This is a genomic window from Actinomycetospora straminea (genome assembly GCF_028737255.1).
In the GTDB taxonomy this organism is placed as follows: Bacteria; Actinomycetota; Actinomycetes; order Mycobacteriales; family Pseudonocardiaceae; genus Actinomycetospora; species Actinomycetospora straminea.
Map to the genome: position 1 here is coordinate 48,289 of NZ_JAQZAN010000002.1, position 14,791 is coordinate 63,079.

The 14,791-nt window shown below is 74.2% G+C and carries 18 protein-coding genes; 11 read left to right on the forward strand and 7 right to left on the reverse strand.

The annotated features are described in order from the left end of the window. Window positions 1-69: 69 nt before the first annotated feature. Window positions 70-804 (reverse strand): DUF3710 domain-containing protein, encoded by a 735-nt coding sequence (locus PH190_RS03455; protein ID WP_274230104.1) that lies wholly within the window; start codon window positions 802-804, stop codon window positions 70-72. Further along, a complete protein-coding gene (gene dut / locus PH190_RS03460) occupies window positions 794-1,300 on the reverse strand; it encodes a dUTP diphosphatase (protein ID WP_274230450.1) in 507 nt (168 codons plus the stop codon). Before dut ends, PH190_RS03455 begins: the two co-directional genes overlap by 11 nt. A gap of 28 nt (window positions 1,301-1,328) precedes the next feature. Here dut and PH190_RS03465 point away from each other — a divergent pair, with 28 nt between their 5' ends. Then, window positions 1,329-1,811: a DUF3093 domain-containing protein gene (locus PH190_RS03465; protein WP_274230105.1), complete on the forward strand. Its 483-nt coding sequence runs from the start codon at window positions 1,329-1,331 to the stop codon at window positions 1,809-1,811. A 75-nt stretch (window positions 1,812-1,886) separates the two neighbouring features. Here the strand turns inward: PH190_RS03465 and PH190_RS03470 are convergent, their stop codons facing one another. Beyond that, complete coding sequence (locus PH190_RS03470; RefSeq protein ID WP_116706156.1) at window positions 1,887-2,189, reverse strand: DUF4193 domain-containing protein; 303 nt, start codon at window positions 2,187-2,189, stop codon at window positions 1,887-1,889. Window positions 2,190-2,557: 368 nt separating this feature from the next. On the opposite strand from PH190_RS03470, the gene cei reads away from it, so the two are divergent. Further along, window positions 2,558-3,181 (forward strand): envelope integrity protein Cei, encoded by a 624-nt coding sequence (gene cei, locus PH190_RS03475; RefSeq protein ID WP_274230106.1) that lies wholly within the window; start codon window positions 2,558-2,560, stop codon window positions 3,179-3,181. 7 nt (window positions 3,182-3,188) lie between these two features. On the opposite strand, the gene PH190_RS03480 is transcribed toward cei, so the two are convergent. Continuing rightward, entirely contained in the window at window positions 3,189-4,010 is an 822-nt protein-coding gene (locus PH190_RS03480; protein ID WP_274230107.1) for an inositol monophosphatase family protein, read from the reverse strand. 307 nt (window positions 4,011-4,317) lie between these two features. Between PH190_RS03480 and PH190_RS03485 the strand changes: the two genes are divergently transcribed. The 8 genes from PH190_RS03485 to PH190_RS03515 all read left to right on the forward strand — a co-directional run bounded on the left by PH190_RS03485 (window position 4,318) and on the right by PH190_RS03515 (window position 10,314). Beyond that, a complete protein-coding gene (locus tag PH190_RS03485; protein WP_274230108.1) occupies window positions 4,318-5,712 on the forward strand; it encodes an RNA polymerase sigma factor in 1,395 nt (464 codons plus the stop codon). Between the two features lie 232 nt (window positions 5,713-5,944). Then, window positions 5,945-6,181 (forward strand): FmdB family zinc ribbon protein, encoded by a 237-nt coding sequence (locus tag PH190_RS30720; RefSeq protein WP_420791565.1) that lies wholly within the window; start codon window positions 5,945-5,947, stop codon window positions 6,179-6,181. A 63-nt stretch (window positions 6,182-6,244) separates the two neighbouring features. After that, on the forward strand, window positions 6,245-6,910 hold the full coding sequence (locus PH190_RS03490) for an AmiS/UreI family transporter (protein ID WP_274230109.1): 666 nt from the start codon (window positions 6,245-6,247) through the stop codon (window positions 6,908-6,910). Between the two features lie 65 nt (window positions 6,911-6,975). After that, window positions 6,976-8,229, forward strand: a complete 1,254-nt coding sequence (gene fmdA / locus PH190_RS03495; protein WP_274230110.1) for a formamidase — start codon at window positions 6,976-6,978, stop codon at window positions 8,227-8,229. A 243-nt stretch (window positions 8,230-8,472) separates the two neighbouring features. Beyond that, window positions 8,473-8,688 carry a hypothetical protein gene (locus tag PH190_RS03500; protein WP_274230111.1) on the forward strand — a complete coding sequence of 72 codons (216 nt, stop codon included), beginning with the start codon at window positions 8,473-8,475 and terminating at the stop codon, window positions 8,686-8,688. Window positions 8,689-8,771: 83 nt separating this feature from the next. Next, window positions 8,772-9,152, forward strand: coding sequence for a gas vesicle protein GvpJ (gene gvpJ, locus PH190_RS03505; protein ID WP_274230112.1), 381 nt, complete (start codon window positions 8,772-8,774; stop codon window positions 9,150-9,152). Window positions 9,153-9,182: 30 nt separating this feature from the next. Beyond that, complete coding sequence (locus PH190_RS03510) at window positions 9,183-9,473, forward strand: hypothetical protein (protein ID WP_274230113.1); 291 nt, start codon at window positions 9,183-9,185, stop codon at window positions 9,471-9,473. A 58-nt stretch (window positions 9,474-9,531) separates the two neighbouring features. Further along, a complete protein-coding gene (locus tag PH190_RS03515; RefSeq protein ID WP_274230114.1) occupies window positions 9,532-10,314 on the forward strand; it encodes an inositol monophosphatase family protein in 783 nt (260 codons plus the stop codon). 7 nt (window positions 10,315-10,321) lie between these two features. Here PH190_RS03515 and PH190_RS03520 read toward each other — a convergent pair whose 3' ends face one another. Continuing rightward, the gene (locus PH190_RS03520; protein ID WP_274230115.1) at window positions 10,322-11,677 is read right to left on the reverse strand and encodes a type I glutamate--ammonia ligase; all 1,356 of its coding nucleotides are present in this window, start codon (window positions 11,675-11,677) and stop codon (window positions 10,322-10,324) included. A gap of 342 nt (window positions 11,678-12,019) precedes the next feature. Here PH190_RS03520 and PH190_RS03525 point away from each other — a divergent pair, with 342 nt between their 5' ends. Then, a complete protein-coding gene (locus PH190_RS03525) occupies window positions 12,020-12,214 on the forward strand; it encodes a DUF7455 domain-containing protein (protein ID WP_274230116.1) in 195 nt (64 codons plus the stop codon). A 415-nt stretch (window positions 12,215-12,629) separates the two neighbouring features. Here the strand turns inward: PH190_RS03525 and PH190_RS03530 are convergent, their stop codons facing one another. After that, window positions 12,630-14,408: a DEAD/DEAH box helicase gene (locus PH190_RS03530; protein ID WP_274230117.1), complete on the reverse strand. Its 1,779-nt coding sequence runs from the start codon at window positions 14,406-14,408 to the stop codon at window positions 12,630-12,632. A 45-nt stretch (window positions 14,409-14,453) separates the two neighbouring features. Continuing rightward, complete coding sequence (locus tag PH190_RS03535) at window positions 14,454-14,705, reverse strand: DUF3039 domain-containing protein (RefSeq protein ID WP_274198675.1); 252 nt, start codon at window positions 14,703-14,705, stop codon at window positions 14,454-14,456. Window positions 14,706-14,791: the final 86 nt, after the last annotated feature.

A 14,791-nucleotide genomic window follows, 5' to 3' on the forward strand; every position in this document is an offset into this window, starting at 1 on the left:
CCGCGGACATCTGAAGGATAAACGAGTTCGGGCCCGGCGGTATGCCCGTCCCGGCCTCCGGCACGCGGGTCAGGAACGGCCCGGCGAGGTCCCCGCCCCGGCGCGCTGGGGCAGCATCATCGGGATCACCGGGCCCTCGGGCCGGGTGATCTGGCGGGGCTTGGTCGGCATCGACTCGACCAGCGAGTCCGCGAACTCCTCGGGCACGTCCTCGGGCACCACGAGCGGCAGCAGCGAGCGCACCGGCAGCGGGTCCGAGGAGCGCGACACGACCGTGCCGCGCAGCATCTCGCGCAGCATCCCGTGCAGCTTGAGCGCGTGCTGGACCGGGCCGGTGCCGACGCCGCGCAGCATCCAGCGCGGGCCCTCGACGCCGACGACGCGGGCGACGGTGTTGCCGTTGCGGGCCACCAGCTCGCGGCCCCACTCCCCCCGGTCGCGCCGGATCGTCGCGCCCTCGGACTGCAGCTGGGCGGCGAGCTCCTCGACGAGCTCGGGCCACAGCCCCCCGGTGCGCGGGGCGGCGAAGGCGCTGACCGTCAGCCGGCCCTCGGGCACCATCGCGTGCACCGCGCGCAGCGGCCCGGACGGGTCCGGCTCGGCCTTGAGGCGCGCGCCCCGCGGGACGGGCAGCTGCACCGACCCCAGGTCCAGGCGCAGGCGGCCGTCGCGCGGCGCGTCCTCGGCGTCCCACGGGCCCTGCCGCTGGTGGTGGCGCCGGCCCGCGGGCTCGGCGGCCACGGACACCTGCGCGACCCGCCCGGCGCGGTGCCGGTGGCGCCCCCCGCGCACGTCATCGACCACGACTGCTGTCCCCTTCCGTCGCTGGGTGCGGACCCGGCGCGACGCCGGTCGACCCGAAGCCCCCCGTCCCGCGTGCCGACGGCGCCACGTTGGCGAGCGTCTCGAGGTCGTCGACACCCTCGAGCACCCGGAAGACGGCCTCCTCGACCCGCTGGACCACGAGCTGCGCCACGCGGTCCCCGCGCCGGACGGTGACCGTCCGCGACGGGTCGTGGTTGACCAGGCAGACCATGACCTCGCCCCGGTAGCCGGCGTCCACCGTGCCGGGGGCGTTGAGCAGGCCCAGGCCCTCGCGGACGGCGAGCCCCGAGCGCGGCACGACGAAGGCCGCGTACCCGTCGGGCAGCACCAGCGCGACGCCGGTGCCCACCAGCGCCCGTTCCCCGGGCGCCAGCTCCACGTCGCGGGCGGCCGCGAGGTCCGCCCCGGCGTCGCCGGGCCGGGCCCGGGACGGCACGGGCAGCCCCGGGTCGAGGCGGACGATGTCGACCTGCACCACGGCCGGCGAGACTACTCTGGGTGTCGTGAGCTCCCCGCGGCCCTCACCGGGACCCGACGCGGACCCGCAGACGCCGGTCCCGTTCAGCGAGCGCCTCGTCGTGCCCTGGTGGTGGTGGCCGCCGGCGCTGCTGATGGCGGGGCTCCTGGCGGCGGAGCTGCACATGGGCTACCCGGGCGTGCGCTCGTGGCTGCCCTACGTGCTCCTGCTGCCCCTGGCCGTGGTCCTGCTCGTGTGGTTGGGGCGCGTGCGCGTCGCCGTGGACGGCGGCGTGCTGCGCGCCGGGGACGCCCGCCTGCCGCTCGACCGGATCGGGCAGGTGGACGTCGTGCGCGGCGAGGCCAAGCGGGAGGCCCTCGGCCCCCAGCTCGACCCCGAGGCGCACGTCCTGCACCGGCCGTGGATCGGGCCGGCCGTCCGGGTCGAGGTGCTCGACCCGGACGACCCCGTGCCCTACTGGGTCGTGTCGACCCGTCGTCCGGAGCAGCTCATCGCCACTCTCGAGTAACCACCGGAGCGCGACGGCGCCGGGCAGAGCACTGCGACGAAGGAGCAGTGCACTGCCCAAGCCTTGGAGCGGCCATCAAGCCGCGCAGTCGCGGCAGATGAACATGCCGCCGCGCTGGTCCGCCAGCCGGCTGCGGTGGTGGACGAGGAAGCAGCTCCCGCAGGTGAACTCGTCGGCCTGCTTGGGCAGCACGCGAACCGTCAGTTCCTCGCCGGAGAGGTCGGCACCCGGGAGCTCGAAGCTCTCGGCGGTGTCGGTCTCGTCGACGTCGACGGCGGCGGACTGCGCTTCGTTGCGCCGGGCCTTGAGCTCCTCGAGGGAGTCCTCGCCCATCTCGTCGGTCTCGTTGCGGCGCGGGGCGTCGTAGTCGGTCGCCATAGCGTGTCCCACCCTCGGTCTTGCCCGGTTTCCTGCCGGTCCCATCTCGGTCGTGCGGCAGCACAACGCGGGACGGCGACCGTTTGTGCCGGACCCGGAAAGTGACCCGGGTCTCACCCGGGGTCCTGCGGCACGGACGAGGCGGACGTCCGCGCGGCTGCGGAGCGGCGGGAGGGTAACCCACGGGACCCCGCGCGGTCAGGAGGCCCCGGGAGGGTGTCGGGATCGTGACCCGCCACACCGCCTGCTGCTGCCGCGGCGGCCGCTCGCGTGGCCGGTCCCACTACCCTGGCGCGGACACGGGCAGCGCGGTCAGCGGGTCGGGAGGGCGTCGGTTGGTCGGCACGGTCAGGGCGGGGACGTCGCGGGTGCGCGAGGTCTACCGGCGACGCAACCTCGTCCCGGCGACGGTGCTCGTGGTGGTGCTCGCGGTGGCGAGCATCGTGACGTGGACGGTGGTGTTCACCAACTCCACCGCGGGCTCGGTGACCACCTGCAACACCTCGCCCGTGCCGGGCGCCGGGGCGCCGCAGGCCACCGACGCGCTCGACGACCAGGCCGCGGCGGCCCCGGGCGACGTGCGGGTCAAGGTGCTCAACGGCGCCGGCACCCGCGGGCAGGCCCAGCTGGCGGCCGCCGAGCTGGGCGAGCTGGGCATCGCCGAGGCCGCGCCGCCGGACAACGACCCCCTCTACCCCGCACAGGACCTCTCCTGCGTCGGCCAGATCCGCTACGGCCCCGAGGGGGCGTCGGCGGCGCGGACGCTGAGCCTCGTCGTCCCGTGCGCCGAGCTCGTGGCCGACCGGCGCGAGGGCAGCGAGGTCGACCTCGCCCTCGGCGACGACTTCCGCGACATCGCCCCGCCCCAGCCCGTCACCGAGGCCCTGCGCGCCCTCTCGCGCCAGACCGCCACCGACGGCTCCGGCGCGCCCGCGCCCGTCCCGGACGACGCCACGCTCTCCGCGCTGCGGTCGGTGGACTGCAGCACCTAGTCAGCACCTAGCCGATCCCGCCCGCGCCCTCCGCCACGAGCAGCGCGGTCAGCGGGCCCGCCAGCGCCGGGGCCGCGACGACGGTCGCCGCGTCGCCGAGGCCGTCGGGGTCCGCGCCGGGCAGCCGCACCACCGCCCCGGCCTCCTGCGCGATGAGCCCGCCCGCGGCGTGGTCCCAGGGGTGCAGGCCGTGCTCGTAGAAGCCGTCGAGCCACCCGGCGGCCACGGCGCACAGGTCCAGCGACGCGCAGCCGGTGCGGCGGACGTCCCCGATCCGGGCCGCGATGCGCGCCAGCACCGCCGCCTGCCGGCCGCGGCGTCCCGGGTCGTAGCCGAGACCCGTGCCCACGACCGCCAGGGACAGGTCCTCGAGGGTCGTCACGCGCAGCGGCTCGCCGTCGCGGTGCGCGCCGTGCCCGCGGGCCGCCCGCCACACCCGCCCCGAGACCGGCTCGACGACCGCCCCGGCCACCACCTGCCCGTCCACCTCGGCGCCGAGGGACACCGAGAACCAGGGCAGCCCGTGGGTGTAGTTCACGGTGCCGTCGATGGGGTCGACGATCCAGCGGACCTGGCCCGGCGCGGGGCTGCCGCTGGTGCCGCCCTCCTCGCCGAGCACGAGGTCGTCCGGGCGCGCCGCCGCGAGCCGCTCCCGCACCAGCGCCTCGCAGGCCGTGTCCCCCTCGGTGACGACGTCGGTGGCGGAGCTCTTGGTGCCCAGCCGGTCGCGGCCCACGACGCGCTCGCGGACCTCGAGGGCCAGCGCGGCGGTCTCGGCGGCCACGGCGACCGCGAGCTCCTCCAGGACGACGGGATCGGGGTGCTCCACCGCCGCATCCGACCACAGGGGGGTGTCCACTCGACGACGTGCAGGTCACCGCCCGGTGATCGCGCTCCGCAGTCGCCGCCGACGGCCTCGGAATCGATCCCGCACGGACGTCGGAGCAGGTCGCGGGCGGGGCACGACCGAGAGGTGCGACGGCGGGCCGTTCCGCTCGTTACAATGGAGCACGAGCCGAGGCGGTTCACCGGGAGGCACCGGGGCCCTCGACGTCGTCCCGCGTCCGGGTGGCCATCCCGCGACCCCGGTCGTCGATCCCGTCGCCGTTCAAGCCGTTCGTCACGAAAGGTCGTCTGTGGCAGCCGCAAAGTCCGCAACCCGACGCCGCGTCGCCGACGCCGCCGACACTGACGCAGCCGCCGCGGGCGGCCCGGTCGGTGTGGTCGCCGCTCCCGACGACGCCCCGGAGGCGCCGGCGAAGAAGACGACGACGCGCACGGCCAAGGGCGGCAAGAAGGCCCCCGCCAAGGGCAAGGGTGCGGCCGCCGGGACGAAGACCGACGCCGACGCGCCCGAGGGCGGCGAGGAGATCGAGGGCGCCGACGGTCCCGAGGGCGCGGACCTCGAGGGGCTCGAGGGCGCCGAGCTCGAGGCCGCGGGCACCGAGGAGCTCACCGAGGACGTCGTCGTCCTGGGCGCCGAGGTGGTCGAGGCCGCCGAGGTGGAGACCGAGGAGCCCTCCGAGGAGGACAAGAAGTCCGGCGACTTCGTCTGGGACGAGGAGGAGTCCGAGGCGCTGCGCCAGGCGCGCAAGGACGCCGAGCTCACCGCGTCCGCCGACTCGGTCCGCGCCTACCTCAAGCAGATCGGCAAGGTGGCGCTGCTCAACGCCGAGGAGGAGGTCGAGCTCGCCAAGCGCATCGAGGCCGGCCTCTACGCCTCCGAGCGGCTGCGCAAGGTCGCCGAGGCCCAGCAGGAGCTCGCGACGCAGATGCGGCGCGACCTGCGGTGGATCGTCCGCGACGGCGAGCGCGCCAAGTCCCACCTCCTCGAGGCCAACCTGCGCCTCGTGGTCTCGCTGGCCAAGCGCTACACCGGCCGCGGCATGGCGTTCCTGGACCTCATCCAGGAGGGCAACCTCGGTCTGATCCGTGCGGTCGAGAAGTTCGACTACACCAAGGGCTACAAGTTCTCGACCTACGCGACGTGGTGGATCCGCCAGGCCATCACCCGCGCGATGGCCGACCAGGCGCGCACCATCCGCATCCCGGTGCACATGGTCGAGGTCATCAACAAGCTCGGTCGCATCCAGCGCGAGCTGCTCCAGGACCTGGGCCGCGAGCCCACCCCGGAGGAGCTCGCCAAGGAGATGGACATCACCCCGGACAAGGTGCTGGAGATCCAGCAGTACGCCCGGGAGCCGATCAGCCTCGACCAGACCATCGGCGACGAGGGCGACTCGCAGCTCGGTGACTTCATCGAGGACTCCGAGGCCGTCGTGGCCGTCGACGCGGTGTCGTTCACGCTGCTGCAGGACCAGCTGCAGTCGGTCCTCGCGACGCTCTCCGAGCGCGAGGCGGGTGTCGTGCGCCTGCGCTTCGGGCTCACCGACGGCCAGCCGCGCACGCTCGACGAGATCGGCCAGGTCTACGGCGTGACGCGCGAGCGCATCCGCCAGATCGAGTCGAAGACCATGTCGAAGCTGCGCCACCCCTCGCGCTCGCAGGTCCTGCGCGACTACCTGGACTAGGTCGGCACCGACTCTCCGACGCGCGGCCCCCGAGCTCCGGCTCGGGGGCCGTTCGTCGTTCCGGGGGCTCCGCGCCGGCCGGGCGTCGGGCACCGTGCGGGGCCAGGCACTACTGCGCCGGACGGCCCAACCACGTGCGCGCCCGAGACGGGACCTCCGGCCCTTCCCCCGAGATGCCTGTGCGCGGAAATTGTTTCCTGTTCGCGCGGCAACGGTGTCGAGGGAGGACGCGATGGCCACGTACGCCTACCGCTGTCCCGACTGCGGCGCCTTCGACACGATCCGCCCGATGGGTGAGGCACCGGAGCGCGTGGAGTGCCCACGCTGCGCTGCGCCCTCGCCGCGAGCGTGGACGGCTCCACGCCTCGCAGGGATGAACCCGGCGCTGCGCTCGGCGCTCGCACGGGAGGAAGCCAGCCGCGACGCACCCGAGGTCGTCACGCGCGCCTCGGGCACGACGCGTCGCTGACCGGACGTGCGGGCGGGTCGGCCGCCCCGCCGGTCGGACGTCCTCGTCCAGGGAGGGCCACCAGTGGCAGCAACCGGCCTGTTCTACGTCGGAGCGGTCCTGTTCGTGAACGGACTGCTGCTCCTCGGCTTCATCGAGGCCAAGGCGGCAGCCATCATGAACCTGTTCGTCGGGACGCTCCAGGTCGTCACCCCGACGTTCCTGATCTTCACGGCGAACGGCGACCCGGACACGATCCTCCAGGCATCCGGCCTGTACCTCTTCGGTTTCACCTACCTGTACGTCGGCATCGGCCTCCTCGGCGACCTCGACACCACCGGCGTCGGCTGGTTCTCGCTGTTCGTGGCCATCGCGGCGGTCGGCTACTCGTACGTGAACTTCGCGCTGCTCGACAACCTGCCCTTCGGCGTGATCTGGCTGATGTGGGCCTTCCTGTGGACCCTGTTCTTCCTCGTGCTGGGGCTGAAGCGTGAGTCCATGACCCGGTACACGGGCTGGGTCACGCTCATCGAGGCCTGGGTGACCGCCGCGATCCCCGGGTTCCTGCTGCTGACCGGTCAGTGGCCGGCGACCGCTCCCACCGCGATCGTGCTCGGGGCCATCGCCGTCGTCATGGCGCTCGTCCTCCTGCCGATGCTGCGGCCGCCCGGGCGGCGGACGGCGAGGGCCGGCGAGGGCGGCCCGGCGCCCGTCGAGACACCGACCGACCAGGAGTACAGCCGGACCTGATCCCCGCCTCGTCCGCAACACCCCCGGCCGGCGAGCGCCGGCCCCGTTGGAGAAGGTGATCGCCCATGCCCGAGGTCGTCTTCGAGGTCGACCAGTCCAAGTCCATGCGTGACCAGGCGGTCCCGGGTCACAACCGGTGGCATCCGGACGTCCCGCTGGCCACGATGGTCCGCCCGGGCAGCGAGTTCCGGGTGGAGTGCCGGGAGTGGACCGACGCCCAGATCGGCAACAACGACTCGGCCAACGACGTGCGCGACGTCGACCTCGCCCGCGCGCACATGCTCTCCGGCCCGATCGGCGTCGAGGGCGCGGAACCGGGCGACCTGCTCGTGGTCGACATCCTGGACCTCGGGGCGTGCCAGCCCCCGCAGGAGTACGGCGACGCCCCCGGGCAGGGCTGGGGCTACACGGGCATCTTCTCGAAGCAGAACGGCGGCGGCTTCCTCACCGACTACTTCCCCGAGTCCGCGAAGGCCATCTGGGACTTCCACGGCCAGGTCGCGACCTCGCGGCACCTGCCGGGCGTGCGGTACACCGGCATCACCCATCCCGGGCTGTTCGGCACCGCGCCGTCGGCGGACCTGCTCGCCCGCTGGAACCGCCGCGAGCAGGCGCTCATCGACCGCGATCCCGACCGGGTGCCTCCGCTCGCGCTGCCGCCGCTGCGCGAGAGCAGCCTCGGCGGGCAGGCGACGGGGTCGCTCGCCGACCAGATCGCCGAGGAGGGCGCCCGCACCGTGCCCGCCCGCGAGAACGGCGGCAACCACGACATCAAGAACTTCACCCGCGGCAGCCGGGTCTACTACCCGGTGCACGTCGCGGACGCGAAGCTCTCGGGCGGCGACCTGCACTTCAGCCAGGGCGACGGCGAGATCACCTTCTGCGGCGCCATCGAGATGGGCGGCTACATCGACTTCGGCGTCGACCTCATCAAGGGCGGCATGGAGACCTACGGGGTCAGCACCAACCCGATCTTCATGCCGGGCAACGTCGAACCCCGCTACTCGGAGTTCCTGACGTTCATCGGGATCTCGGTGGACCACGACACCGACACCAACGAGTACCTCGACGCGACGCTGGCCTACAAGCGGGCCTGCCTCAACGCCGTCGAGTACCTCAAGAAGTTCGGCTACACCGGCGAGCAGGCCTACCTGCTGCTCGGCTCGGCGCCGATCGAGGGCCGGGTCAGCGGCGTCGTCGACATCCCGAACGCCTGCTGCTCGCTCTACCTGCCGACCGCGATCTTCGACTTCGACATCCGTCCGTCCGCGTCCGGCCCGGCCGCGGCCGACCGGGGCATGTCGGCGGTCACCAGCTGAGGACGCGGGTCAGGCCGTGAGAGCCGGCGGCCCGCCCTCGGCGTGGGGGCGGGCCGTCACCACGGCCACCGCACCGCAGTTCCAGCACGTGGGCTCGGGGTCGGGGTCCCGACCACCGACGTCGCAGTGAGGGCAGTGCCAATGGCTGACGATGAGGTGCATGACGAGCCTCCTGCGGAGCGTGATCCACGCTCTGGAGAGTGGGTCCCCCCGCCGCGGCACGTCGCCGCCGACCGTGCGGGCGTGCACAGTCTGCGCACAGCTCACCACATCGCGGAGTCACTCGCCGAAGCAGGTGTCCCCGACGAACCGGTCGTGCTCGACCGTCGTGGCCCCCACCGGAGCATCGCGGGTCTGGAGCGCCTGCTCGACGACGCGCTCGAGGAGGAGGCCGCCGAGCGACGGGACGAGGGCAGGGACGTCGGGGACGACGGGAACGGGGACGACGAGGGCTGCTGACGAGCCGCTCCGCGCGGGCGGGGGGCCGCACGGGGCCGTCCGGTCGATGGTCAACACCGGCTCCTCGTTCCTAGACTCCCCCGGTGACCACCGGTGGCGTCCGTCGATCCCCGCAGGGCGGGCTGGCGGAGGTCCTCGACCTGATCCTCGACAAGGGCCTGGTCATCGACGCGTTCGTCAAGGTGTCGCTGGTCGGCATCGAGCTGGTCACCATCGACGCGCGGATCGTCGTCGCCAGCGTCGACACCTACCTGCGCTTCGCCGAGGCCACCAACCGCCTCGACCTGCACGAGAAGGGCGGCAAGGGGCTCGCCGAGCTGCCCGGCGAGATGGCCGAGAAGGCCTACCACGGCGGCGCCAAGGGCATCACCAAAGGCGTGCTCGACGCCGGCCACGAGATGTGGCAGGAGCTGCGCGAGGAGCGTCAGCAGAAGAAGAGGCGCAAGCGCCGACAGCCCGACTGACCGCCCGACCCCGCCTGACATGCTGGCCGGGTGCAGCCCGATCCCGCCGCCGACGCCCTGCCCGACACCGACCCGGCCGAGGTCCACCGGCGCTCGGTGGCGCTGATCCAGGGGATGGACGCGGGCGACCTCGACGCCGTCGGCGCCCTGCTCGGCGAGCTGGGCGGACCCGAGGAGTTCGCGGCCCAGGTGATCAGCCTGGCGAGCCTCGCGCGGCTGCTGCTCGACCAGCGCGAGGACACCGCCCCCGGCGCCGACGAGGCCCGCGCGGCCGTGCTGCACGAGCTCGCCGCCGTGCTCGCCGCCGCCGAGACGCCCTGACGCCCGTCACACCCCTCCCGCCGGGCTGCGACGACACCCGTCGGGCACGATCGCTGGCGTGAGCGCCGCGAGGGACGAGCCGACCAGCACCGAGCCGACGATCGCGGAGGACGCCGCGCTCGCCCGCGAGCTGGCCGACGCGACCGGGGCGCTGCTGCTCGGCCTCCGCGACGACACCGGCCCCGGGCGTGACCGCGAGTACCGCGGGGACGCGGAGGCCCACCGGTTCCTCGTCGACGCCCTGCGCCGCCACCGCCCCGAGGACGCCGTCCTCTCCGAGGAGGGCACCCAGGACCCGGCGCCGCGCCGCGGGGCGCACCGGCTCTGGATCGTCGACCCCCTCGACGGCTCCAGCGGCTACGGACGGGGCGGCGACGAGTGGGGCGTGCACGTCGCGCTGGTGGTCGACGGCGCGCTGGTCGCCGGCGCGGTCGCCCTGCCCGCCCGCGGCGAGCTGGCCGACTCCGACACCGTCGCCCCGGTGGCCGACAGCCCGGTCGACGACCGGCGCGATCTGCTGGTCACGATCAGCCGTTCGCGCCCGCCGGTCGAGCTGCGCCGGCTCGCCGCGGTGCTGCCGGTGCGGACGGTCCCGCTCTCGGCGGCGGGGGTGAAGACGCTCGCCGTGGTCGACGGCTCCGTCGACGCCTACCTGCACTCCGGCGGGCAGTACGAGTGGGACAACGCCGCGCCCGCCGCCGTGGCCCGGGGAGCCGGGCTGCGCGTCACCCGCCTCGACGGGCGGCCGCTGCCGTTCGGGGCCGACGACCCCTACTCCCCCGACCTGCTCATCGCCCGCCCCGCGGTGCACGAGGCGATCATCGAGGCCCTGCTCCGCTGACGAGGGCTCAGTAGCGCCAGCGCCAGGCGGCGAGGACGTCGTCGATCTCGCGCTCGGCGGCCCAGGCGGCGTCGGCGCGCCGGACCGCGAGGAAGGCGCCGAGACGCTCGGGACCGAGTGCGCCGGTGATCCGCTCGTTCGCGAGCAGCGCCGCCTCCTGCGCCGACGCCGTGGTCGGCAGGGGCACGACGCCCGCTGCGGCCCGCTCGTCCTCGGTCCAGGTGCCCGGATCCGAGTCGAAGGGCGCGGGCGGCGTGAGGCCCTCCTCCACGCCGGCGACGCCGGCCGTGAGCAGGGCGGTCAGCGCGAGGTAGGGGTTGGCCGAGGCGTCGGAGACCTTGAGCTCGACGTTCCCGTGGTCGGCACCGAGGAGGGACGAGCCGGCGACGTAGCGCACCGGCGCCTCGCGGTTCTCCACGCCCCAGAAGCCGTACGCGCCGGCGAAGAACCCGGGCCGCAGCCGGGCCATCGACCCGATGGAGGGCGCCGTGACCGCGGCGACCGCGGGCAGGTCCCGCAGCAGCCCGGCGATGTAGGCCGCGCCCTCCGGCTCGGCCGGGCCATCGACGCCGCCGGCGAGCAGGTTGCGGCCGTCGCGCCACAGCGAGGTGTGGGCGTGCCAGCCGTTGCCCGCCATGTGCGACGACGGCAGCGGCGCGAAACTGATCCGCAGGCCGTGGCGGGCGGCGGCAGCGAGCACGGTCTGGCGCGCGAGCAGCTGCTCGTCCGCGGCCCGCACGGGATCGGTGGCGCCGAGCGAGAGCTCCACCTGGGCCGGGCCGTACTCGGCGTGCAGCTGGCCGATCCGCAGGCCGTTGGCCTCCGCGTCGCGCAGGAGGTCGGTGACGAAGCCGTCGATCTCGAGCAGCGCGTGCGGGCTGTACGCCGGACCGCGGTACGAGGGCACGACCGCCCCGTCCGGGCTCGGCGCCGAGACCGCGAACTCCATCTCGTAGCCCACCAGCGCCGAGAAGCCGCGGGCGGCGAGGGCCTCGACCGTCGCCACCAGCGCCGAGCGCTGGTCCCACGGCCACGGCGAGCCGTCGACGGTGACCTGCGTGCCCGGCGCCCATGCGAGCCCCGGCTGGCCGGCGAGCGGGGTGAGCCGGTCGAGGTCGGGCACCAGGCGCACGTCGCCCGAGGGCGTCTCCCGCCCCGGGGCGCCGTACTGGATGCCGTCGTTGGTGTCGAAGACCGCGAAGACGGTGCTGACGCCGATCCCCGTCTCGGCCACCCGCGGCAGCGTCGCCACGGGGACCGTGCGCGACCGCGGGATGCCGTTGTTGTCCGCCCAGACGACCGTGACGCCGTGGACCCCCTGCCCCCGCAGCTGCTCGACCACCTTCTCCGTCGCGTCGCGCACCGTGTCCTCCCGTCGCCCGCCCGCGTGGTGGCGCACAGGCTAGTGGGCGACCCCGACACCGACGCGGTGCTCACGCGACCCGCGCGGGTGGTCCGTCCCCGGACGGACGGCCCGCACGGCGCCCGGACCACTCGTCGACGGAGATCGACTCCCGATCGGGTGGTCGCTGTCCGTACCCCGCAACGAACGGTCCTGCACCGACGATGAGCGGTTCGTGACGGACGACAAAGCGGCGCGTGAACACGAGCGGTCGCGGGCCGCGTCTGCCACAGTGGAGGGGCGACGGTCGCACGACCGGAGCTCGCGGGCCCGGACACTCGTCCAGGGCCTCGACGGAGGGAGATGACGATGCCCGGCACCCTGACCCGGCCAGAACTCACCGCCTCGGACCGCTGCGATCGCTGCGGTGCAGCGGCGAAGGTTCGCGCCGTACTGCCCTCCGGTGGAGAACTCCTCTTCTGCGGGCACCACGCCCGGGCCCACGAGGCCAAGCTGAAGGAGCTGTCGGTGGACGTGCAGACCGGTGAGAGCCCATGACGGTCGCCTGACCAGCAGAGACCTCAGCGACACCCCCAGATCGAGATCGAGACCGCGACGGGCGAGGACCTCCGGGTCCTCGCCCGTCGTCGTGTGCGGGGTCCGCGGGCGTGATCATGCGCCCGCCCGCGGGCGTCGGGCGCCGCGTCCGGTTCGTCCGGACCGCGACGGACCCCGACGATCTCCGGTGATCGTCCCCGTGCCGCCCCGTCGCGGACCTCGGCGGCATTTCCGGGGCCGGCCGCGGCGCCGCGCTCCCCCGGCCGCGACGGTCGGCGCGGTCACCCGCGGTGGTGACGCTCCGGTGAACCACGTGACGCGCCGGTGTCGGACGGCGACGACCGCGACACCGGCCCACCACCACGGTGTGTGATGTGCACCACAGGTCACCGACCGGCCACGCTCCGTGGATCGATCACCGCCACGACCGCAGCGTCGCGATCCGCTCCTCGATCTGCTCGATCGTCGCCATCGGCGTGGCCGGCCCGCCGCAGTGCTTGCGGAGATCGCCGTGGATCTGGCCGTGGGGCTTGTTCGTGCGGTGGTGGTGGGCGGCGACGAGCGCGTTGAGCTCGCGGCGGAGCTCCTTGAGGCGCTCGGCCACCCCGACGTCGCGGCGGAACTCGCGGGTCGGCGACGGCTGCTCGGCCGTGACCACCGGCGCGGGGGGCGCCTCGCGGGCCTCCTCGCGGTCGAGCTGCTCGCTCTGGCGGCGGCGCAGCAGCGCGCGCACCTGGTCGGGCTCGAGGAGCCCGGGCAGCCCGAGGTAGTCCTGCTCCTCGTCGGTGCCGGCGCCGGCGGCCGTGCCGAACGAGGAACCGTCGTAGATCAGCTGGTCGAGCTCGGCCTCCGCGGACAGCGCCTCGAACGCCTTCTCCTGCTCACCCGGCTCGTCCTCGGTGCGGTTGGCCTGCTCGACGAGCTCGTCGTCCCAGCCCTCCTTCGGGCGGTGCGGCTCGCCGAGGACGTGGTCGCGCTGCACCTCGAGCTCGCTGGCCAGCGTCAGCAGCGACGGCACGCTGGGCAGGAACACGCTGGCCGTCTCGCCCGGCCGGCGCGACCGGACGAAGCGCCCGACGGCCTGGGCGAAGAACAGTGGGGTCGACGCGCTCGTGGCGTACACGCCGACGGCCAGGCGCGGGACGTCGACGCCCTCGGAGACCATGCGCACGGCGACGAGCCACCGGTCGTTCGAGCGGGAGAACTCCGCGATGCGCCCGGACGCCTTGGGGTCGTCGGAGAGCACGACCACCGGTTCCTCGCCCCCGATCCGGCGCAGCAGCGTGGCGTAGGCCTTCGCGGTGGTGTGGTCGGTGGCGATGACGAGGCCGCCGGCGTCGGGGACCCCGCCGGCGCGCAGCTGCGTGATCCGGGTGTCGGCGGCCTGCAGCACCGCGGGCATCCACTCGCCCTTGGGGTCGAGCGCGGTCTTCCAGGCGCGGGAGTTCTGCTCGGCGGTCAGCGGCTCGCCCAGGCGCGCGGTCATCTCCTCGCCGGCACTGGTGCGCCAGCTCGCCTGCCCCGAGTAGGCCAGGAACACCACGGGGCGCACGACGCCGTCGGCCAGCGCGTCGGCGTAGCCGTAGGAGTGGTCGGCGCGCGAGCGCAGCACGCCGGCGGCGTCGGGCTCGTAGGTGATGAACGGGATCGGGCTGTCGTCGGACCGGAACGGGGTCCCGGTCAGCGCCAGGCGCCGCGTCGCGCCGGCGAACGCCTCGCGCGTCGCCTCGCCCCAGCTCTTCGCGTCGCCGGCGTGGTGGATCTCATCGAAGATCACCAGGGTGCGGCGGCCCTCGGTGCGGTTCATGTGCAGCACCGGGTGCGCGGCCACCTGCGCGTAGGTGACGGCGACGCCGCGGAAGTCGGTGGACGTGCGCCCCACGGCGTTCGAGAACTCCGGGTCGATCGCCACGCCGGCAGCCCGCGCGGCCTCGGCCCACTGGTGCTTGAGGTGCTCGGTGGGGCAGACGATCGTCACCGTGTCGACGGTGCGGTCGCCCAGGAGCTCGCCGGCCACGCGCAGCGCGAAGGTCGTCTTGCCGGCGCCGGGCGTCGCGACGGCCAGGAAGTCGCGGGGACGCTCGCTGAGGTACCGGGTGAGCGCACGTCGCTGCCACTGCCGCAGCGGACGGGCTGTCGAGGGCTCGGTGCTGGTGGTGCTACCGGTCGCGCTGGTCGTCGTACGGCTGCTCAACGGCCCTCCGGGGCGGACGAGAGGACGAGGGGCGGACCCGGGGGCCTACTCGCCGTCGTCGCCGCCGCGCGGCATCTTGTTGAAGATCTCCTTGCACGCCGGGCAGACGGGCGAACCGGGCTTGGGCGAGCGCGTGACCGGGAAGGTCTCGCCGCACAGCGCCACCACCATCGATCCCGTGACGGCCGATTCGGCGACCTTGTTCTTCCGCACGTAGTGGAACATCTTCGGGTCGTCGTCGCCCGTGCGGTCGGTCCCCTGCGGGCGGGTGTCGGGAAGCACGGTCGTCTGGCTCATGGCTCCCATGATGCCCCACGGGCCTCCGGCGCCGAACGCTCGTGGGCGCTTGTGCGGACCGTGATGCGGCGGACCGCGTTCACCCT